Source organism: Thalassobacillus devorans (genome assembly GCF_900176565.1).
Classification (GTDB): domain Bacteria; phylum Bacillota; class Bacilli; order Bacillales; family Halobacillaceae; genus Thalassobacillus; species Thalassobacillus devorans_A.
In genome coordinates, this window is the sequence record NZ_FXEH01000006.1 from 1,419,759 (window position 1) to 1,439,084 (window position 19,326).

Annotated in this window: 18 protein-coding genes and 1 riboswitch; of the genes, 2 read left to right on the top strand and 16 right to left on the bottom strand. The window is 43.1% G+C overall.

The genetic code is table 11. From position 1 onward, the window contains the following. Nucleotides 1-78 precede the first annotated feature (78 nt). The 7 genes from B9Y67_RS18130 to B9Y67_RS18160 form a co-directional block, all read right to left on the bottom strand. Nucleotides 79-426: a DUF4260 domain-containing protein gene (locus B9Y67_RS18130; protein WP_085508775.1), complete on the bottom strand. Its 348-nt coding sequence runs from the start codon at nucleotides 424-426 to the stop codon at nucleotides 79-81. 195 nt (nucleotides 427-621) lie between these two features. Then, nucleotides 622-948, bottom strand: a complete 327-nt coding sequence (locus B9Y67_RS18135; RefSeq protein WP_085508776.1) for a CHY zinc finger protein — start codon at nucleotides 946-948, stop codon at nucleotides 622-624. A gap of 159 nt (nucleotides 949-1,107) precedes the next feature. Then, a complete protein-coding gene (locus tag B9Y67_RS18140) occupies nucleotides 1,108-2,361 on the bottom strand; it encodes a DNA polymerase IV (protein ID WP_085508777.1) in 1,254 nt (417 codons plus the stop codon). A gap of 160 nt (nucleotides 2,362-2,521) precedes the next feature. Next, complete coding sequence (locus B9Y67_RS18145; RefSeq protein WP_085508778.1) at nucleotides 2,522-3,649, bottom strand: M20/M25/M40 family metallo-hydrolase; 1,128 nt, start codon at nucleotides 3,647-3,649, stop codon at nucleotides 2,522-2,524. 97 nt (nucleotides 3,650-3,746) lie between these two features. Continuing rightward, nucleotides 3,747-5,294, bottom strand: coding sequence for an acyl-CoA carboxylase subunit beta (locus B9Y67_RS18150; RefSeq protein WP_085508779.1), 1,548 nt, complete (start codon nucleotides 5,292-5,294; stop codon nucleotides 3,747-3,749). A 6-nt stretch (nucleotides 5,295-5,300) separates the two neighbouring features. Then, a complete protein-coding gene (gene mce / locus B9Y67_RS18155) occupies nucleotides 5,301-6,122 on the bottom strand; it encodes a methylmalonyl-CoA epimerase (protein ID WP_085508780.1) in 822 nt (273 codons plus the stop codon). 15 nt (nucleotides 6,123-6,137) lie between these two features. After that, complete coding sequence (locus B9Y67_RS18160) at nucleotides 6,138-7,802, bottom strand: acyl-CoA mutase large subunit family protein (protein WP_085508781.1); 1,665 nt, start codon at nucleotides 7,800-7,802, stop codon at nucleotides 6,138-6,140. Nucleotides 7,803-8,041: 239 nt separating this feature from the next. Here B9Y67_RS18160 and prli42 point away from each other — a divergent pair, with 239 nt between their 5' ends. After that, a complete protein-coding gene (gene prli42, locus B9Y67_RS20790; protein WP_254901837.1) occupies nucleotides 8,042-8,152 on the top strand; it encodes a stressosome-associated protein Prli42 in 111 nt (36 codons plus the stop codon). A gap of 55 nt (nucleotides 8,153-8,207) precedes the next feature. Here the strand turns inward: prli42 and B9Y67_RS18165 are convergent, their stop codons facing one another. The 6 genes from B9Y67_RS18165 to B9Y67_RS18190 all read right to left on the bottom strand — a co-directional run bounded on the left by B9Y67_RS18165 (nucleotide 8,208) and on the right by B9Y67_RS18190 (nucleotide 14,510). Beyond that, complete coding sequence (locus B9Y67_RS18165) at nucleotides 8,208-8,720, bottom strand: L,D-transpeptidase (RefSeq protein ID WP_085508782.1); 513 nt, start codon at nucleotides 8,718-8,720, stop codon at nucleotides 8,208-8,210. A gap of 45 nt (nucleotides 8,721-8,765) precedes the next feature. Continuing rightward, nucleotides 8,766-9,719: an aromatic acid exporter family protein gene (locus B9Y67_RS18170; protein WP_085508783.1), complete on the bottom strand. Its 954-nt coding sequence runs from the start codon at nucleotides 9,717-9,719 to the stop codon at nucleotides 8,766-8,768. Nucleotides 9,720-9,813: 94 nt separating this feature from the next. After that, entirely contained in the window at nucleotides 9,814-11,118 is a 1,305-nt protein-coding gene (locus B9Y67_RS18175) for a PucR family transcriptional regulator (protein WP_254901838.1), read from the bottom strand. A 195-nt stretch (nucleotides 11,119-11,313) separates the two neighbouring features. After that, the gene (pruA, locus tag B9Y67_RS18180) at nucleotides 11,314-12,861 is read right to left on the bottom strand and encodes an L-glutamate gamma-semialdehyde dehydrogenase (protein WP_085508785.1); all 1,548 of its coding nucleotides are present in this window, start codon (nucleotides 12,859-12,861) and stop codon (nucleotides 11,314-11,316) included. Nucleotides 12,862-12,895: 34 nt separating this feature from the next. After that, on the bottom strand, nucleotides 12,896-13,819 hold the full coding sequence (locus B9Y67_RS18185) for a proline dehydrogenase family protein (protein ID WP_139823870.1): 924 nt from the start codon (nucleotides 13,817-13,819) through the stop codon (nucleotides 12,896-12,898). Between the two features lie 253 nt (nucleotides 13,820-14,072). Beyond that, nucleotides 14,073-14,510: a BrxA/BrxB family bacilliredoxin gene (locus B9Y67_RS18190; RefSeq protein WP_166761427.1), complete on the bottom strand. Its 438-nt coding sequence runs from the start codon at nucleotides 14,508-14,510 to the stop codon at nucleotides 14,073-14,075. A gap of 163 nt (nucleotides 14,511-14,673) precedes the next feature. Continuing rightward, nucleotides 14,674-14,784: riboswitch (SAM riboswitch) on the top strand. Between the two features lie 85 nt (nucleotides 14,785-14,869). Between B9Y67_RS18190 and B9Y67_RS18195 the strand changes: the two genes are divergently transcribed. After that, complete coding sequence (locus B9Y67_RS18195; protein ID WP_085508787.1) at nucleotides 14,870-15,922, top strand: homocysteine S-methyltransferase family protein; 1,053 nt, start codon at nucleotides 14,870-14,872, stop codon at nucleotides 15,920-15,922. A gap of 77 nt (nucleotides 15,923-15,999) precedes the next feature. On the opposite strand, the gene B9Y67_RS18200 is transcribed toward B9Y67_RS18195, so the two are convergent. Genes B9Y67_RS18200 through B9Y67_RS18210 form a run of 3 tightly spaced genes read right to left on the bottom strand, consistent with a single transcriptional unit; the run spans nucleotide 16,000 to nucleotide 19,325 of the window. Beyond that, nucleotides 16,000-17,316, bottom strand: coding sequence for a dihydrolipoamide acetyltransferase family protein (locus tag B9Y67_RS18200; RefSeq protein WP_085508788.1), 1,317 nt, complete (start codon nucleotides 17,314-17,316; stop codon nucleotides 16,000-16,002). Nucleotides 17,317-17,334: 18 nt separating this feature from the next. Then, nucleotides 17,335-18,318 carry an alpha-ketoacid dehydrogenase subunit beta gene (locus B9Y67_RS18205; protein ID WP_085508789.1) on the bottom strand — a complete coding sequence of 328 codons (984 nt, stop codon included), beginning with the start codon at nucleotides 18,316-18,318 and terminating at the stop codon, nucleotides 17,335-17,337. 14 nt (nucleotides 18,319-18,332) lie between these two features. Beyond that, nucleotides 18,333-19,325, bottom strand: coding sequence for a thiamine pyrophosphate-dependent dehydrogenase E1 component subunit alpha (locus B9Y67_RS18210; protein WP_085508790.1), 993 nt, complete (start codon nucleotides 19,323-19,325; stop codon nucleotides 18,333-18,335). Nucleotide 19,326 lies beyond the last annotated feature (1 nt).

A 19,326-nucleotide genomic window follows, 5' to 3' on the forward strand; every position in this document is an offset into this window, starting at 1 on the left:
ATGTTTTCCCCACCTAAATGGGTATAACATTAAGAAGATAAGTAAAAAGAGCAGTCGGCATTTAAGCCGGCTGCTCTTTTATATTTTTTGTATATGGGTATCTTTAAATCCGCTCGGATACTTCAACCCAAAGCCAAGACCTCGGTCCATCCCGATGTGCGCTATCCAGATTAATCCCACCATTAACATGGTGTCAACATTGAAAGTCAGCCCTGACAGACATAAACATATCGGGAACAGATAACTATGGAATGCATTATAGCTGTACGCCCCTACCGTTTTGTTTATAAGATAACCTAACATCGAGATATCAGGGGTAAACAATACGAAAATAAATAATACCCAACTGAATTCATTACTACCATAGAAATAAACGGAGGATAAAAAAATTATGAATCCTTCCAATTGAAGGAGCGCCCTATTCATCTTCAGTTTCCTCTCTTATATAGTCTACAACTTGCACCCTTCTCCTATCTTCTGGTTTAAACTATCGGGATATTATGTATACTCGTCTAACCAACGTAGTATTCCTTCGGGGGTCTCTTTTTCATAGGTTTATCCTCACTTGTGTAACTCCAGTGGCTTTCAATAGTAACTACCTTTTCTAATTTTTACATCATCTTAGATATCAAAATATAATGGGTAGTGGATACTGCATTTTTCATTAAAACGATGGAGGCACTGCGGACATTGAGAGAGTTCCAAATATTCATGAATGGTCAATTCCTTATCACAATTTCCACATAGAATGGCTCGTTCATTCCAAAGTTTCTGCGGCCATTTTTCCTCCCGGTGATCCGCCTTTTCCTTATGGCAATAATAGCAGGCGTAATATTCTTTGCAGCAATAGAATTTGATGGCAATGATATCTATGTCACTATGATAGTGTCGGCAACGCGTGTAAGGATCTACCTGTACCCCTTTAACTATCTTATTGCTGGACACCATGATGCCTTTCCCTCCTTTTTACTCTCCTATATTTATTGTAATCTGGTCTATAATTCCACTAACAACTGATTATTCGTTTCCTATCTAATGATTTCCTTCAACGAAGATAAATTTCCGGCTAAATAATAACATCCAGTACCTGAAAGGTCCTGGATGCCGTTATTTTTTATAGTCATCTAAGAAGTCTTTTTGAAAGCTGGTACTGACTTTATGTGAGCGATCGTTTGTAGACGTCAGGTCCTGAAAAGGGTTTTTTCCATAACGCTCGGTCAAATCATCGATGGTTTTATAGAGCTTTTCTTTTTCAGCGTATTGCTCGAAGCTGAAAATGTCCAGTTGTTGGGTCACTTCTTTCTGTTCGGCCAAATCTCCTGCAGTTATTCCTAACAGCCGGACAGGTTCCTGGTTCCAATGTTCATCAAATAACCTGGAAGCAATATGAAACAGGTCATCCGAGGTATGGATATAATCATTCAATTGTCTGCTTCTTGTGATGTTTTTCCAGTCGTGATAACGGATCATCAACTGAACATTTCTCGCCAGTACTTTTTTGCCACTCATACGGGCAGCCACTTTATTAGCAAGCCTTCTCAACACTTGGCGGATCTCCATGTCATCGGTAGTATCCTGGGACAGAGTGGTTGAAGACCCGATACTTTTGAATTCATGTACAGCTTCTGGATCCACAGGACGGTTGTCTTGTCCATTAGCACGGTTCCTCAACCGCTCGCCATTAATACCCAATAATTGTTTCAGTTTAAATACATCATAATTGGCAAGGTCGCCAATAGTTTCCATGTTATAATTGCGAAGTTTTGCAGCTGTTTTATCGCCGACGCCATACATTTCTTCAATCGGAAGCGGCCACAATTTCTTCGACAGGTCACGCTTTCGCAAAACAGTGATGCCCATTGGCTTTTTCATATCCGAAGCCATCTTAGCCAGGAACTTATTTGGTGCGATACCGATACTGCATGGGAGATCGAGTTCATCAGAAATCCGCTGTTGGATTCGATCAGCTATTTCCAATGGAGAACCAAGATGTTCGCAGGCTGTGATATCCATATACCCTTCATCGATGGATACCGGCTGGATAATCTCTGTGACATCTGCAAGTATTTTAAACATTTCTTTAGAAGCTGTACGATACCGGTCGAAGTTCGGGCGCATCACGATCAAATCAGGACAATGCCGTTTGGCTTCCCATAACGGCATCGTCGTTTTTACCCCGTGCTTCCTTGCCTCGTAGCTGCTGGTTACGACAATCCCCTTTCGCTCTTCCGGGTTTCCTGCGATAGCCAGAGGTTTACCCTTTAAGGTGGGATCGAACGCCATCTCAACTGAAGCATAGAAACTATTCATATCAACATGAAAAATGACCCTGCCATTTTTCGGGTACCATCTAGAAGACATGATGATCCTTCCTTCTTTACGAACTTTTGTTCTTCTATTATAGCACGCAGATACAACCTATTTCGAGAAGCACCCCAAGTCCTCCAGAATCTGGATGTCCCGGGGTGAACAGAAACTAAAAAATCGATCATGCTTTTTTGAGCATGATCGATTGGTTCATTTATACATTGGCTGCTTCCTGGATAATAGCGGTGACAAACTCAGCAACTTTTTCCAATTCAGCAACTGGCATGCGTTCGTTAGTTGTATGAATTTCTTCATACCCTACTGCGAGGTTTACTGTCGGAATGCCGTGGCCGGCAATGATATTGGCATCACTTCCGCCGCCACTTTGCAGCAGTTCACTGTCACGGCCTATGTTCTTAGCAGCACTACGTGCCACTTCAACGACCTTGTCACCAGCCTGATGTTTAAAACCAGGGTACATGACGGTGACCTCGACATCTACTTCACCGCCCATTTCCTTGGCTGTGTTATGGAATGCTTCTTTCATTTTTTCCACTTGAGCTTCCATTTTTTCCGGAACGAGTGAACGGGCTTCTGCTAAAATTTCCACATGATCGCAAACAATATTTGTCTGTTTCCCGCCTTCAAAACGGCCGATATTTGCCGTGGTTTCATCATCAATCCGGCCAAGCGGCATTTTTGCAATTGCTTTAGCAGCAAGCGTGATCGCAGAAACACCCTTTTCTGGAGCAACTCCGGCATGGGCTGTCTTGCCTTTGACGATGGCATTAATTTTTGCTTGTGTCGGAGCAGCAACGATAATGTTGCCGACCTTTCCGTCACTGTCGATGGCATAGCCATATTTAGCTTTTAATAGGGAAGCGTCAAGTGCCTTGGCACCGACTAAGCCGCTTTCCTCCCCAACAGTAATGACGAACTGGATGTCCCCATGTTCGATATCATGTTCCTTCAGTACTCGGATGGCTTCCAGCATAGCTGCAAGACCTGCTTTATCATCCGCACCCAAAATGGTAGTTCCGTCGGTTACGATGTAGCCATCTTCGATCGAAGGTTTGACGCCATTTCCAGGAACGACGGTATCCATATGTGATGTGAAATAAATCGTATCGACGCCTTCCTTTGTCCCTTTCAGGTTACATATCAAATTGTTGGCATCGTGATCTGTCTGGCTGCGCGCATCATCTTCCAGCACTTCCAAGCCAAGATCGGTAAATTTCTTTTTCAGTACTTCCGCAATTTTAGCTTCGTCTTTTGTCTCGGAATCAACCTGAACCAGCTCCAGGAACTCCTCAATCAGACGCTCTTTATTTACTGCTGCCATTCGTATGCCCTCCTTTATGTATCATACAGTCCAACTAGTACGTTAGCGGAACAGCCTGAAACTGTCAACGATAGCAGTTTACAGGCTGCTGGCAACGTTAAAGTGGAATATTGCCGTGTTTCTTTTTCGGTCGCTCTTCCTTTTTGTTTTTCAGCATATCCAGTGCTTTGATCAAAGTGCTCCGGGTTTCCCGAGGATCGATGACATCATCAACCATACCCAGGGAAGCTGCAACATACGGGTTAGCAAAACGTTCTCGGTACTCGCTGATTTTCTTCTGGCGTGTTTCTTCCGGGTTATCACTTTCTTTTATTTCTTTCGCGAAAATGATATTGGCAGCACCTTCAGGCCCCATTACGGCAATTTCAGCATTCGGCCACGCATAGACCAGGTCTGCACCGATAGATTTACTATTCAATGCTACATATGCCCCACCATAAGCTTTTCTTGTAATAACCGTAAGCTTTGGTACAGTCGCTTCGGAATAGGCATACAAAATTTTTGCTCCGTGACGTATGATGCCTCCATGCTCCTGCTTGATTCCCGGGAAGAAACCGGTGACATCTTCAAAGGTGATGATAGGTATATTGAAGGAATCGCAGAATCGGATAAACCTTGCCGCTTTATCACTGGAGTCAATATCGAGACCACCGGCCATATACTTCGGCTGGTTACATACAAGGCCGACCGTCTCACCTTTGAGTCTCGCGAACCCCACGACGATGTTCTTAGCAAAGTCTTTATGAATTTCGAAAAACGAATCAGGGTCGACTACTTCATCGATGACAACCCGTACATCATATGGCCGGATCGGATCGAATGGTATCTTGTCTGTCAAATCAGGAAGGTAGTCATCTTTCTCCTCCAGCTCTCGTACTGGAGGTTTCTCTTCATTGTTAGCTGGGAGGTAGCTCACCAGCTGACGGACAGCATCAAGTGCTGATTCTTCATCCTTTGTTTTCAAATGGGCGTTTCCGCTCTTCGAATTATGAACATAAGCACCACCAAGGTCTTCCGATGAAATTTTCTCACCTGTGACTGTTTCAATGACCTTTGGTCCAGTAATGAACATCTGGGACGTTTCTTCCACCATGATGACAAAATCTGTGATAGCCGGAGAATATACCGCTCCCCCGGCACACGGGCCCATAATTACTGAAATTTGAGGTATAACTCCAGAGTATATAGAATTTCGATAAAAAACATGGCCATAGCCATCAAGAGAAGAAACTCCTTCCTGGATGCGAGCACCCCCAGAATCGTTTAATCCGATAAATGGCGTACCATTTTTAACTGCTAAGTCCATGACGGCAGCAATCTTTTTCGCATGCATTTCGCCTAAAGCGCCGCCGAATACAGTAAAGTCCTGTGCGAATAGATAAACTTCTCTCCCATCAATTTTACCAAACCCTGTAACAACACCCTCTCCCGGTGCCGACTGCCCATTCATGCCGAAGCTGTCTCCGCGATGTTCCATAAATGGGTTCAGTTCAATGAATGTTCCCTCATCCAGCATGTAATCGATTCGCTCTCTTGCTGTCATTTTTCCTTTGGCATGCTGCTTTTCAATTCGCTCGTCTCCACCGCCAAGTTCTGTCTGACGGCGTTTATCATAAAGTTCATTTATTTTATCGTAAATATCCATGGTGTATCACTCCTTCTCACTATGCTGACACAATTCATATAAGACGCCGTTTCCAGCTTTCGGATGAAGAAAGGCGATTTGACTGTTATGCGCTCCTGTTTTTGGCGTTTCATGAATCAATGCAACACCGCTTTCCCTATATTGTGCCAGTCGTTCGTGGATATCATCCACTTCCAGTGCAATGTGATGGATGCCTTCCCCACGCTTATCTATGTGTTTCTGGATAGGTGATTCTTCACTTATCGGCTCCAGCAATTCCAGCCTGGTCTCTCCTATTTTAAGAAAAGCAACGCGTACCTGCTCCGAAGCTATTTCCTCCACATTTTCAAGCTTCAGACCAAGCACATCCTGATAAAAAGGAAGCGTTGCTTCCAATTGCTTGACTGCTATCCCGATGTGGGCGATTTTCTCAGGAGAAGTAATCAGTCCGGCGTCGGGATCGACCAGTTTTTCTATATAATTAGCGATAGCTTCCGTCGGCGTACCGCTGGTGAAAATTTTTGCCACTCCCTGTTCCTCTAAGTAAGCAATGTCTTCAGCAGGAATCACTCCTCCTCCTATGACCGGGATATCTTCTGCTCCTTTATCTTTCAAAGCCTGTACTACTTTGGGAAACAGAGATTTATGTGCCCCTGATAAAGATGACAAACCTACCACGTCGACATCTTCCTGGATGGCAGCTTGTGCGATTTGAATTGGTGACTGTCTCAACCCTGTGTAAATTACTTCCATCCCATGATCTCTTAATGCCTGGGCAATAATTAAGGCGCCACGATCATGGCCGTCTAATCCTGGTTTAGCTATCAATGCGCGTATTTGTTTTTTCATGTCCGTTTCCCCCTTTTACATCCCCGTATATTCGCCAAATTCTTCTCGTAACACATTGGCGATTTCTCCAACGGTAGCATAAGCTTTAACCGCTTCCAGGATATATGGCATTAAGTTTTCATTCGCATTCTGTGCTGCCTGCTTCAAATTCAGCAGGCAATCTTCGACCAGCTGCTGATCTCTTGTTTCTCTTATATTTTTTGTCTGTTCGATTTGTCTTGCTTCTAACGCTTCGTCCACTCGAAGCAAATCAGGGTTGATTTCTTCATCAATACGGAAATCATTCATCCCTACGATGATATCTTCTTTAGATTCAATTCGTTTTTGTGCCTCGTATGCTGATTGATGGATTTCCCGCTGCATATATCCGTCTTCTACCGCCTGGACGGCCCCGCCGAGTTTCTTGATTCGCTCCAGGTAATCGTTGACTTCTTCTTCGATTTTGTCCGTCAAGGATTCAACATAATAGGAACCGCCTAACGGATCAATCGTATCAGCTACCCCACTTTCATTGGCGATGATCTGCTGGGTACGGAGCGCGATCCGGGCAGAATCTTCCGTAGGTAAAGCTAATGCTTCATCCCTGGAATTTGTATGGAGGCTTTGTGTTCCTCCCATGACAGCTGCAAGCGCTTGCAATGTAACCCGAACGATATTGTTATCCGGCTGTTGTGCTGTCAGTGTAGATCCACCAGTTTGTGTATGGAAACGAAGCTTCCAGCTTTTCGGATTTTCTGCTTTGTAATGCTCTTTCATGATTTTCGCCCAAATACGTCGTGCCGCTCTATATTTCGCTACTTCCTCAAAGAATTGATTGTGAGCATTGAAGAAAAACGCAAGTCTTGGTGCAAACTGGTCTACTTCCAGGCCAGATTCAATAGCAGCATCTACATAAGCCATGCCATTCGCAATTGTAAAAGCGACTTCCTGCACAGCCGTAGACCCCGCTTCACGGATATGATAACCGGAAATACTGATGGTGTTGAACTTTGGCACGTTAGTCTGGCAATAGCCGAATATATTTGTAATCAGACGCATGGAAGGTTTTGGCGGAAAAATATATGTCCCACGCGCAATATATTCCTTAAGAATATCGTTCTGGATGGTGCCGGTCAGCTTCTCCATCGGTACTCCCTGCTTTTCTCCTACCGCTATGTACATGCAGAGTAAAATGGAGGCCGGAGCATTGATCGTCATGGATGTGCTGACTTTATCAAGAGGAATTTGATCAAAAAGCTGCTCCATGTCCTTTAAAGAATCAATGGCTACACCTACCTTACCAACTTCTCCTTCCGCCATCGGGTCATCGGAATCATAACCGATTTGGGTTGGCAGGTCGAAGGCTACAGACAATCCCGTCTGCCCTTGTTCTAATAAATATCGAAACCGTTTATTTGTCTCTTCCGCAGACCCAAACCCTGCATATTGTCGCATTGTCCAGTATCTGCTTCGATACATGGTCGGCTGGATACCACGTGTGTAAGGGTATTGCCCCGGAAAGCCTAAATTTTCCTCATACGAATACACGGAAGAAGCATCCTCCGGTGTATAAATTCTTTCTACTGGAATGTCAGAGCTTGTAACAAAGTCTTCTTTGCGCTCAGGGAATCGTTGGGTGGTTTTATCCACGTCCGTTTCCCACTGTTGCTTTTGTTGTTGATACTTTGATTGATCACTCATTCGATTGACCCTCCCTCTCCCTGAATATCTTCCTTACTAGCTTACCAAAAAATCAGACATCTTTTCACCAAAAAACCTGAAACAATCCCATGATTTTTCAAATTTTTGAAAGATTTCATAATTCTATTTTGAAATACTTTTCCGGTCTTGTCCAATCTCGCAATAACATGTAAAATACAGATAACGTGTGTCCAAAGTATTTTCGGACATCCCGAGGATGTATAAAGGAGGTAACAACCTTGGCTAAAAAACAGTCAAAACGTGAACGCCGAATGAAAATCGTTATTTATATCATGATTTTATCTATGGTACTGTCATCTCTATTAGCAGGAGCAGGAATGTTTCTTTAATAAAACGAAGTCTAAACTGAAAAAAGCGGAGCTTGCCTTAGCAACCTCCGCTTTTTTATTGCAGTCTTTTCTTCATTTCCTGCTTTATATAATCCTCGTATAGACGTAAAAAGTCCCGATCATTTTCTACTATCAAAATTTTCGTCCCAATTGGAACCTGCTCATACAGTTCTTCTACCTGGTTATTATTCGAACGGATACAGCCCTGGGAGACATTTTCCCCAATCGAGGAAGGCTGATTCGTACCATGAATACCGTAAATCCGGCCATCGGTTCCCTTAGCATCAAAGCCGATCCACCTTGAGCCTAACGGGTTTTCCGGGTCCCCCCCTGGTATATCCTTTTTACGGTAATAGGGATCTTTAGCTTTTACAGTAACCGTAAATAATCCCGCAGGTGTAAGATCTTGTGTTGCCCCGGTAGCGACCGGATAAACCTTTTCCAGCTTGCCGTTGTTAAAAAAAGCAAGCTGGTTCGTTTCTTTACTGACAATAACGAATGGGTCGGTAACTTCCGGATGATAAGGAAGAGAGAAAGCTAGCATAAGAAAAATAAGCAGCATTTGCATGGTCTTTTCTCCTTTTTGCTTAGCATCCCCTCTCTGCTCCGGCTTCTATACGTCACTCTTTTTGAAAGAACGTTTAATAATCAAATATTGTTCGATTTCATTAAGTAAATTAAACAGGCTAGCCCTCACTTCAAATTCCTGCCTGGATTCCGGTAATTGATCTTCCCGGAACTCTTTCCTTAACTCCTGGATCTGTTTCAAGTAAATGACTGCGGTATTTCCAGGATGAACGGCTTCTGAAAGCTCCTCAAAGAAAGCAGCTATTTTAATCGAGTGCTTATAAGACCCTGACACACTGCTTACGAGCGGCAGCATTCTCTCCAACAACTCAAATTGTTTCAATCGCATATTAAAATAATGATAATGCTGATTATGAGAACGAAGCAAATGATTTTCCACATCCCGGAATGCCATCGATTTAGACGCTTCCAGGAGTTCCGCTGTTTCGGTCAATTCTTTGCCAGACCAGTCATTGTCCCCTTCACGAAGGTACGTGGCTAATTGTTTTAGGATAATGGAAAAGTTTCGCTCAATCTTTTCCTGATATTCATAAAGCTTATTATCTAAACTTGGCATATACAGGTTCAAAATCAAAGCGGTTCCGATCCCGACGACGATCAACATAAATTCATTTGTGATTACCGAGAAATCAATATTTTTCGAGCCATAAAGGTGTAAAATAATAACAGAACTGGTCACTATCCCAGGAGAAACCTTTAATTTCACAGTAGTAGGAATAAACAAAAAAAGCATGAGACCAATGGCAATAGGATTATATCCTAACGTCTCAAAAAACACATAAGAGTAAACCATGGCAATCATACAGGCAGCAAACCTGTGCCATGCCGATAATATCGAACGTTTTCTAGTTACTTGTATACATAAAATGGTCAGAATACCGGCAGATGCAAAGTTTTCCAGGCTCATCAATTGGGCAATCCAAATAGCAACCGGTGTACCGATAGCTGTTTTTATCGTGCGATAACCGATTTTCACAATAGACGGCTCCTCTTCCTAGTTGTACTAAAATATTTTAAAATCATAACATGACTTCCTATACTCTGAAAAGGCAGCCGTCCCTTTAATAAGAGTTTCAGCTGCCTCCTCTTTCTGCTGCTTCCTTATATCTTTGATAGTAGGCCGGGACGTTATTCAAAAGTAACAATTCTGTATATAGGTAACTTTTCATATTGAAGTCATTAAAATCGATATTCGTCAATTCCAGTATTTGTTTAATCCGATAATTAAGTGTATTGGGATGTATATACAAATCATTTGCCGTCTGTTTGCCCTTCCCGTTGTTAGCAAGGTAAACTTCCAGAGTCTTCAGCAGGTCGGTCTGGCTTTCCCTATCCTTTTTCATCAATCGCAGCAAGTCCTCACTAAAATAATCTTCTGAGCTATTCTTTTCATACAAAGCTGCCAGATAACGATAGACCCCTAATTTAGAAAATTCCCGAGGCATCGTTTCCGGTCGTGGAGTGATAAAGTTAGCCGTTTCAATAACTTCCAAAGCTTCAAGAAAACTCTTTCTCATCTGAATAAGTGACGTATATTCCTTCCCCAGACCAATCAAAAAACGATAAAAAACCTTACTGCCAGCAATATCTCTTACTTCATGGATGAATTCACGTGCGAGATTTCTTGAAGAAAACTCTTTGTTTGCTTCTCCTTGGACAATCAATACTATTTGATAGTCAGATTTCAGCAAATATATTTTTCTCCTGAGGTAGAAACTTTCCACTACTTTTTCTAAATAATCTAACCGATAATTTTCACCGGGATCGGAAATGGCGAAGACCAATACGGAAAAACGTTCCGGCAATTGCAGTTTTGCTAAAGTCGCTTCATTACGCAATTGATTTTCACTGCCATACTCATGCTGCAGCAAGTTCCACAATAATTCCTCACGTCTTCCTTCTTTGGCATTCACTTTCGCATAGGTGTCATAAACAAGCTTACCTAAATGAGCATTGATTTCTTGTAAAAAATCAAGCTCCTCGTCCTTAAGCAGTGTTTCCGATTCCTGTACCCATATATATCCCATCGTTTGCCCCAGGTGTTTAGCTGCGATGACAATTCTTTGATAGAAACCAAGCTCTTCGATTGGTTGTACTCTGATGGGCGTCGGCTGTTTCTCCAGACGCTGGACGATCCCTTCCTTTTTCAGCCGGTCGATGATAAAAATCGGACATTTTTTGGAGAGGATTGTCTTTTGCTGTGTCTGATCAAACTCATCCATGGACGCACTATAAGATACCAGCTCAAAGTTTTTATTCTCAACAATGACTGGCTTATTCAATTTTGAGCTGATCAGTTCGGTCACTCTATGAATATCATCTGTACGATAAATCATATCTGTTATATCCATAGCCTGCTCTACCCTCCTCCATGCCACCCAGGATCCTCCATTTTTTGGAGGGCTGCGGGGTACGTAAAATTTAGTTACTGCTAATTATATCGAACTTCAAGCGAAAACCGAAAGAAGAACCATTTGAAAATCATGATCTTTAGACGACTTTTCAAATTCTGATTCGATTTTTCCAAGAAAAAAGCAGCACCCCCTCCCTGGGAGTGCTGCTTTTCTTGATACTTAATATTTTTCTGAAATAGTTTTTGGATTCATATGCAGGGCCAAGTAATCTGGCCCTCCTGCTTTGGAGTCGGTACCGGACATATTGAAACCTCCGAATGGCTGATACCCGACGATAGCTCCAGTGCAATTACGATTGAAATACAGGTTACCGACATGGAAATCTGTTGCAGCCTGATCAAGATGAGCGCGATTATTTGATATCACAGCACCGGTCAAGCCGTATTCTGTATTATTAGCAATATCAATCGCTTCATCGAAGTCTTTCGCTTTCGTGAAGCAGACGACTGGTCCGAAGATCTCTTCCTGTTGCATACGGGAGTTTGGATCAAGGTCTGCGAATACGGTTGGTTCGATGAAATAACCGGTGGAATCATCTCCTTTACCGCCAGTTACCAATCGGCCTTCTTCTTTTCCAACTTCGATATATCCCATGATTTTGTCATATGCTCCCTGGTCGACAACTGGTCCCATATACACATTTTCTTCTGAAGCATTACCGACGGTTAGTTCTTCTGTCCGCTTTTTCACGCGTTCTAATACTTCATCATAGACATCCTCATGGACGACGGCGCGCGAGCCGGAAGAACATTTTTGACCAGAAAACCCGAATGCTGAAACGATAATAGCTTCTACTGCTATATCAAGGTTTGCTTCGTTATCGACGACCACTGTATCTTTACCGCCCATTTCAGCAATCACTTGCTTTAAATGCTGCTGGCCAGGCTGTATTTCAGCTGCGCGTTTAAAAATACGAGTACCAACTTCCCGGGAACCTGTGAAGGATATTAATGCTGTTTTAGGATGATCGACAAGGTAATCACCGACTTCCCCGCCACTTCCAGGAACAAAGTTCAATACCCCTTTAGGAAGTCCCGCTTCTTCCAGCACCTCTACAAATTTCGCAGCAATAACAGGACTGTTACTGGCAGGCTTCATTACCACCGTATTACCTGTAACAATAGGGGCGATTGTAGTACCAGCCATAATTGCAAAAGCTAAGTTCCATGGCGGAATAACTACACTTACACCAATCGGCGTATAAACATAACGGTTATGCTCCCCATCACGACTATTGACAGGCTTTCCATCTTTTAGTTCGAGCATTTGACGACCGTAATATTCGAGGAAATCAATCGCTTCTGCCGTATCCGCATCGGCTTCCTTCCATGGTTTACCTACTTCATAGACAAGGTAAGCAGAAAATTCATGCTTACGCTTGCGCACGATGTTAGCAGCACGGAATAGAATCTCAGCCCTGGATGCAGCATCCCACTTTTTCCAGCTCTTGAAGGCTTCTGCTGCTGATTGAATTGCTTTCTCAGCAGTCTCCTGATTGGCTTTTGAAACATTTCCTACCACCTGCTTTGTATCAGCAGGGTTCGTAGAAACAATTTTTTCTTCCGTGTGAATACGCTCTCCATTCACCACAAGGTCATAGTCTTTCCCTAGTTCTTCTTTCACTTGTTTCAATGCAGCTTCAAATGCCTGCTTATTCTCCTCAATCGTAAAATCTGTGAATGGTTCATGACGATAAGCTGTTACCATTTATAAAACCCCTTTCAAGAAATTTATTTATCATTTATTTACTGAAAACACCTTTAATAGCAAAGGCGATATTCGCTGGTCGTTCAGCCATCCTTCTCATAAAATAACCATACCAATCATCTCCATAAGGCAAGTATACTCGTACGGTATAGCCCTCCTTAGCAAGGTCAAGTTGTGTCTGATTCCTCATCCCATATAACATTTGGAATTCAAATTGATCGGTTGGTATCTGATGTTCTGCTGCCAGCTCTTTCGTGTAATTGATGATTTGATCATCATGGCTGGCGATAGCTGTATAATTGCCATTCAATAAATTTTTCTTAATCAGATGCTTCAAATTGGCATCTACCTTTTCTTTATCCGGAAAAGCAACTTTTCCAGATTCTTTATATGCCCCTTTTACTAATCTCAAATAAGGATCATATTCATCGAGATCATCTATATCACAATCAGAGCGGTACAAATAAGATTGAATGACTGTACCAAGGTTGTGATAGGTTGTTTTTAATCGTTTATAAATATCCAGGGTACGTTCGCATCGCGATGAGTCTTCCATATCTATGGTGACAACTACCCCGTGCTTCTCGGCTGTATCAAGGATTTGCTCCATGTTTTCGATAACAAGTTCTTCATTGATGTCGAGTCCAAGGGAGGTAAGTTTTAACGAAACTTCAGAACCTAACTGATGTTCAGCGATCGTACGAATGGTTTCTATACATTCTTGTGAACGCTTTCTCGATTCTGCTTCGGAATTTATAAATTCTCCTAAATGGTCAACGGTCACTTGAAGACCTTGCTGATTCAATTGCTTAATCAAGGGTACGGCCTGGTCAAAGGTTTCTCCGCCGACTATTTTATCAGCTCCGAATTTTGGCCCCCACTTTTTCGCTAATTTATCCAGCAGCCGGTTATTCGATAAAAACAAGAAAAAGTTCTTACTAATGGCTTCCACTACCATCACATCCCTTCGCTTCACTTACGTAAAGAAGATGTTTCCCTATTCCTTGTAACCCTAACCTAATTATTTATCTGTTAAGAAAATTGTAACGATTATGACGGCTTTTAGACAAGGTGTGCCACTCACAAACATCTCCCTTCGGTTTTGTGGTTTAAACACAATCACAACTGAGATATATGGAAATGTCCTTCTCAACGCAAAAAAATCCGGTTACAAGGCACTAACCTTGAACCGGATTTTTTCACTTTAAATCTTATATTTCTTCACAATGCTCTTCAAATATGTTTTGGAGCTTTCCAATGACTTCCATTGGTTCAAATCCTTCGATATCATGACGCTCGACCATTGTAACGATTTCTCCGTCCTTCAAAAAAGCAAAAGAAGGTGAAGAAGGCGGGTAGCCGACGAAGTGCTGGCGAGCACGTTCCGTCGCTTCTTTGTCCTGCCCTGCAAATACGGTGACCAGGTGGTCTGGCCGTTTATCATAATGGATAGAATGTGCTGCTGCAGGACGTGCTACACCACCTGCACACCCGCATACAGAGTTAATCATCACCAATGTAGTTCCTTTTTGATTCAATGCTTCATCCACTTCGTCTGGTGTAGTAAGTTCTTTATAGCCAGCCTGGGTGATTTCGTTACGAGCCTGGTTGACGACATCGTTCATATAAATATTGAAATCCATGCGTATATCCCCTTTATAACAAGATTATCTTCTTAGATAATAGTATCAATATTTCCAGTTGCTTTCAATCAATCAGTAATTGCTAATTGCTTTCTATACAAAATTCTCTGAAAATACAGTTGACATTTCTGATTACACCCACTTATAATACAGGACAATTGCATAGCAACTCTTATCAAGAGTGGCGGAGGGACTAGGCCCGATGATGCCCGGCAACCATTCAGGCAGCTGCTTGAAAAGGTGCTAATTCCTACAGAAACCATTTTCTGAAAGATAAGAGAGGACTGGATACATAACTTCCCTCTTCTTATCAAAAGAGGGAAGTTTTTTGTAAAAGAAGAAAATACACCTGAGAGGATGATTGGATGACAAAAAGAAGTTTAGAACAACGATTGCAGGAAGGGCCGGTTATTTGCGGGGAAGGATACCTATTTGAATTAGAGCGTCGCGGATACCTTCAAGCTGGTTCATTCGTTCCGGAAGTCGCCTTGGATAATCCACAAGCCCTTAAACAGACTTATCGCGATTATATGCTGGCAGGTTCGGACGTCGTTTTAGCATTCACTTACAATGCCCACCGGGAAAAAATGCGGATTATCGGCAAGGAAGATTTATTAGAGCCATTGAACCGCCAGGCTATTAGGCTGGCCAAAGAAGTAGCAAAAGAACATCCGGAAGAAGAAGCATTAGTGGCTGGTAACATTTCAAATACTAATCTTTTCAATCCCGACGACCCTTCTTCAAAAGAAGACGTGCGTGCTATTTTTGCTGAAATGGTTCGCTGGTGCAAAGAAGAAGGGGTAGACTTTGTCAATGGTGAAACCTTCTATTATTACGAGGAAGCAAAGATTGCTTTAGAAGAAATAAAAAGACAAGGCCTCCCTGCTGTCATTACGTTTGGATTAATGGGGGAGAATGTATTACGGGATGGATATACCGTAGAGGAAGGCTGTCAGTTATTGAAGAAACATGGAGCTTTGGTAGTAGGAATGAATTGTTTCCGTGGACCAGCTACGATGCAGCCTTTTATGGAAAAAATTCGTGCAAATGTTGAGGGTTATGTAGGTGCACTACCCATACCATATAGAACAACGGAAGAACACCCTACCTTTTTCAATTTACCCGATGGGGGATGCTCTTGTACCCTGCCGACCGAGACTACCTTTCCAACATCGCTGGACCCGCTTTATTGCAACCGGTATGAACTTGCTGCCTGGGCAAAGGAAGCCCATGATATTGGAGTCAATTACTTAGGGTTATGCTGCGGGGCATCTCCAAGTATGCTGCGTGAAGTCGCAGAAACTGTAGGGAGAGTGGCCGTCAATTCCACTTATTCCCCAAATATGGAAAAGCATTTTATGTTTGGAACAGATAAAACCCTGCAATCTCATATCACTTCCTATAAGACAAAAGCATAGAGAGAGACCTTTTCAAAATTGGTTAGATATAATAAAAAACTCCCGTAACCATCTTAGGTACACGGGAGTTTTTCTTATTAATAAATTGGTGTATTATCTTTCGTTACCTTTTCCAGTATATCTTTAACACGCGCAAGGAAATTACCGGCAACCAAGCCATCAAGCACACGATGATCTAATGATAAACATAGATTCACCATATCTCTTGCAGCGAACATCCCATCTTTGATAACAGGCTTTTTCACAATGGATTCCACCTGTAAGATTGCTGCCTGTGGGTGGTTGATGACACCCATGGACTGCACAGAGCCAAAAGATCCGGTATTATTGACCGTAAAGGTGCCTCCTTCCATATCTGCAGAAGTCAACTTACCATTTCTTGCTTTCATAGCAAGGTCAGTAATGTCTTTCGCAATCCCCTTGATGCTCTTGTCATCAGCATCCTTAATGACTGGTACGAACAATTGATCTTCTTTTGCAACTGCAATATTTAAATTAATGGCTTTACGCTGGATAATTTTATCACCAGCCCACGTGCTGTTCAATTGCGGGTATTCTTTTAATGCCTGGGCTACTGCTTTGACAAAAAAAGCAAAGAACGTCAGACTGTACCCTTCTTCTGCTTTGAACTTATCTTTCATCGAATTCCGGTACTCTACTAAACCGGTAACGTCCACTTCGACCATCATCCAGGCATGAGGTATTTCCGTCTTCGATTTGACCATATTCTGAGCAATTGCTTTTCTTACACCAGTAACTGGAATCTCTTTATCCCCAACTTCTGTTTTCACATTTATTGGAGCTGGCGCAGAGTGGGATGGAGATGGCTGAGATGTTTGTGGTGCTGCTTCCTGTACTGATTCCTGCGGCTGTTTATCTTTTGTGCCGCCTCCAGCAATTACTTTCTCGACATCCTTACGAGTGATACGGCCACCTTTGCCTGTACCTTCTACCTGCTCAAGATCTATATCGTTCTCCTGAGCCAAACGCATGACTGCTGGTGAAAAACGCTTCTTCATCGGCTTCTCGCTGTCAGCTGATTCACTCTGATTCTCACTCTTCGTTACAGGAGCTGATTTCTCCTCAGCTACAGGATCTGCCTTGGCCGGTTCCTCTTTCACCGGTTCGTCTGTATCCTCTGTAGAACCGCTGCCTTCTACTTCCATATAGCACATCAATTCACCAACAGCAATGGTATCACCTTCCTGTGCGACTAATTCTTTGATTACACCTGTATAGGATGATGGTACTTCCGCGTTTACTTTATCTGTCATTACTTCTGCAATCGGATCGTACTTATTAACATTATCTCCCACTTGGACCAGCCATGTGCTGATTGTGCCTTCGGTGACACTTTCGCCCAATTGTGGCATTTTTATTTTTTCAACGCCCACAGAGACTCCTCCTTTAATTTAAAATTCAGCAAGCTCTCTCATGGCTTTTTCAACTTTATCTGGATTGATCATGAAATATTTCTCCATTGTCGGTGAATAAGGCATGGCTGGGACATCCGGTCCAGCCAGTCGCTGAACAGGTGCATCCAGGTCGAATAAACAATTTTCACTAATGACAGCTGACACCTCGCTGATGATGCCGCCTTCTTTGTTATCTTCTGAAACGAGCAGGACCTTCCCTGTTTTCGATGCCGCTTCAATAATCGCATCTTTATCTAATGGATAAACGGTACGCAGGTCGAGGATATGGGCATCGATCCCATCTTCCGCCAGCTTCTCAGCTGCCTGTAATGCAAAATGGACAGCTAAACCGTATGTAATCACGGTAATATCAGAACCATCACGTTTTACATCCGCCTTACCAATCGGAAGCGTGTAATCCTCTTCCGGAACCTCTCCCTTAATTAGACGGTACGCCCGTTTGTGTTCAAAGAACAGCACGGGATCAGGATCGCGAACAGCTGCTTTTAATAACCCTTTCACGTCATAAGGAGTGGAAGGCATAACGATTTTCAACCCTGGCTGGTTGGCAAATACAGCCTCAACGGATTGAGAATGGTATAAAGCCCCATGAACCCCGCCTCCATAAGGAGCACGGATAGTAATTGGGCAGCTCCAGTCGTTGTTGGAACGGTAGCGGATTTTAGCCGCTTCAGAGATTATCTGATTGACCGCAGGCATGATGAAATCAGCAAACTGCATTTCGGCTACGGGCCGCATTCCGTACATAGCAGCACCAATTCCAACTCCGGCGATTGCGGATTCAGCTAGTGGAGTGTCGAGTACCCGGTCTCCGCCAAATTCATCGTATAACCCATCTGTAGCGCGGAATACACCGCCGCGTTTCCCGACGTCTTCCCCTAAAACAAACACTTTCTCGTCACGCTGCATTTCTTCACGCAACGCTTGTGTAACTGCTTGGATATAAGAAATTACTGGCATTGTCGTTCCCCTCCTTACTCTTCGTATACGTACTTCAACGCAGATTCCGGCTCAGCATACGGTGCGTTTTCCGCATAATCTGTCGCATCATTGACCAACTTAGTGATCTCTTCGTTCATTTCCTTCTCAAGGTCTTCAGTCAAAATACCCAGTCCACGCAAGTAATTGCCGAATGTAATGATGGAATCTTTCTTGCGCGCTTCCTCTACTTCTTCTTTTTCACGATACGTACGGTCATCATCATCACTGGAATGGGCAGTCAGGCGATAAGAAACGGCTTCAATTAGTGTAGGACCTTCACCGTTACGGCCGCGTTCGGCTGCCTGCTTGACTACTTCATAAACCTCCAGCGGATCATTCCCGTCCACTGTATAACCAGGCATCCCATATCCAATAGCACGGTCGGATACTTTCTCACAGGCGAGTTGACGTTCCACTGGAATAGAAATAGCGTATTTATTATTTTCTACCATAAAGATGACAGGAAGTTTGTGAACCCCGGCAAAGTTTGCCCCTTCATGGAAATCACCCTGATTTGAAGAACCTTCTCCAAAGGTAACGAGGGAAACGAAATCCTTTTTCTCCATTTTTCCAGCAAGCGCGATACCAACAGCATGGGGGACCTGGGTCGTTACTGGAGAAGAACCAGTGACAATTCGGTTCTTCTTTTGGCCAAAATGTCCTGGCATTTGACGGCTTCCTGAGTTAGGATCTTCCGCTTTAGCAAATCCGGAAAGCATTAATTCTTGCACGGTCATACCAAAAGCAAGCACAACCCCCATATCCCGGTAATATGGAAGGACATAATCTTTGTCCCGGTCAAGCGCATAGGCTGCCCCAACCTGTGCTGCCTCTTGCCCCTGGCAGGAAATGACAAATGGGATCTTTCCTGCTCTGTTCAATAGCCACATTCTTTCATCAACTTTTCTAGCTGTAAGCATCGTCCGGTACATGTCTAATACTTGTTCATCCGTTAAACCAAGTTTTTCATGGCGATTTTCAGCCATT

Coding starts and splice junctions, on each gene's coding strand:
- B9Y67_RS18160 (WP_085508781.1), bottom strand. CDS start 7,802: ATGAGTGATCAATCAAAGTATCAACAACAAAAGCAACAGTGGGAAACG.
- B9Y67_RS18195 (WP_085508787.1), top strand. CDS start 14,870: ATGACAAAAAGAAGTTTAGAACAACGATTGCAGGAAGGGCCGGTTATT.
- B9Y67_RS18165 (WP_085508782.1), bottom strand. CDS start 8,720: ATGCAAATGCTGCTTATTTTTCTTATGCTAGCTTTCTCTCTTCCTTAT.
- B9Y67_RS18140 (WP_085508777.1), bottom strand. CDS start 2,361: ATGTCTTCTAGATGGTACCCGAAAAATGGCAGGGTCATTTTTCATGTT.
- B9Y67_RS18145 (WP_085508778.1), bottom strand. CDS start 3,649: ATGGCAGCAGTAAATAAAGAGCGTCTGATTGAGGAGTTCCTGGAGCTG.
- B9Y67_RS18150 (WP_085508779.1), bottom strand. CDS start 5,294: ATGGATATTTACGATAAAATAAATGAACTTTATGATAAACGCCGTCAG.
- B9Y67_RS18210 (WP_085508790.1), bottom strand. CDS start 19,325: ATGGCTGAAAATCGCCATGAAAAACTTGGTTTAACGGATGAACAAGTA.
- pruA (WP_085508785.1), bottom strand. CDS start 12,861: ATGGTAACAGCTTATCGTCATGAACCATTCACAGATTTTACGATTGAG.
- B9Y67_RS18185 (WP_139823870.1), bottom strand. CDS start 13,819: ATGGTAGTGGAAGCCATTAGTAAGAACTTTTTCTTGTTTTTATCGAAT.
- B9Y67_RS18135 (WP_085508776.1), bottom strand. CDS start 948: ATGGTGTCCAGCAATAAGATAGTTAAAGGGGTACAGGTAGATCCTTAC.
- B9Y67_RS18205 (WP_085508789.1), bottom strand. CDS start 18,318: ATGCCAGTAATTTCTTATATCCAAGCAGTTACACAAGCGTTGCGTGAA.
- B9Y67_RS18130 (WP_085508775.1), bottom strand. CDS start 426: ATGAATAGGGCGCTCCTTCAATTGGAAGGATTCATAATTTTTTTATCC.
- mce (WP_085508780.1), bottom strand. CDS start 6,122: ATGAAAAAACAAATACGCGCATTGATAGCTAAACCAGGATTAGACGGC.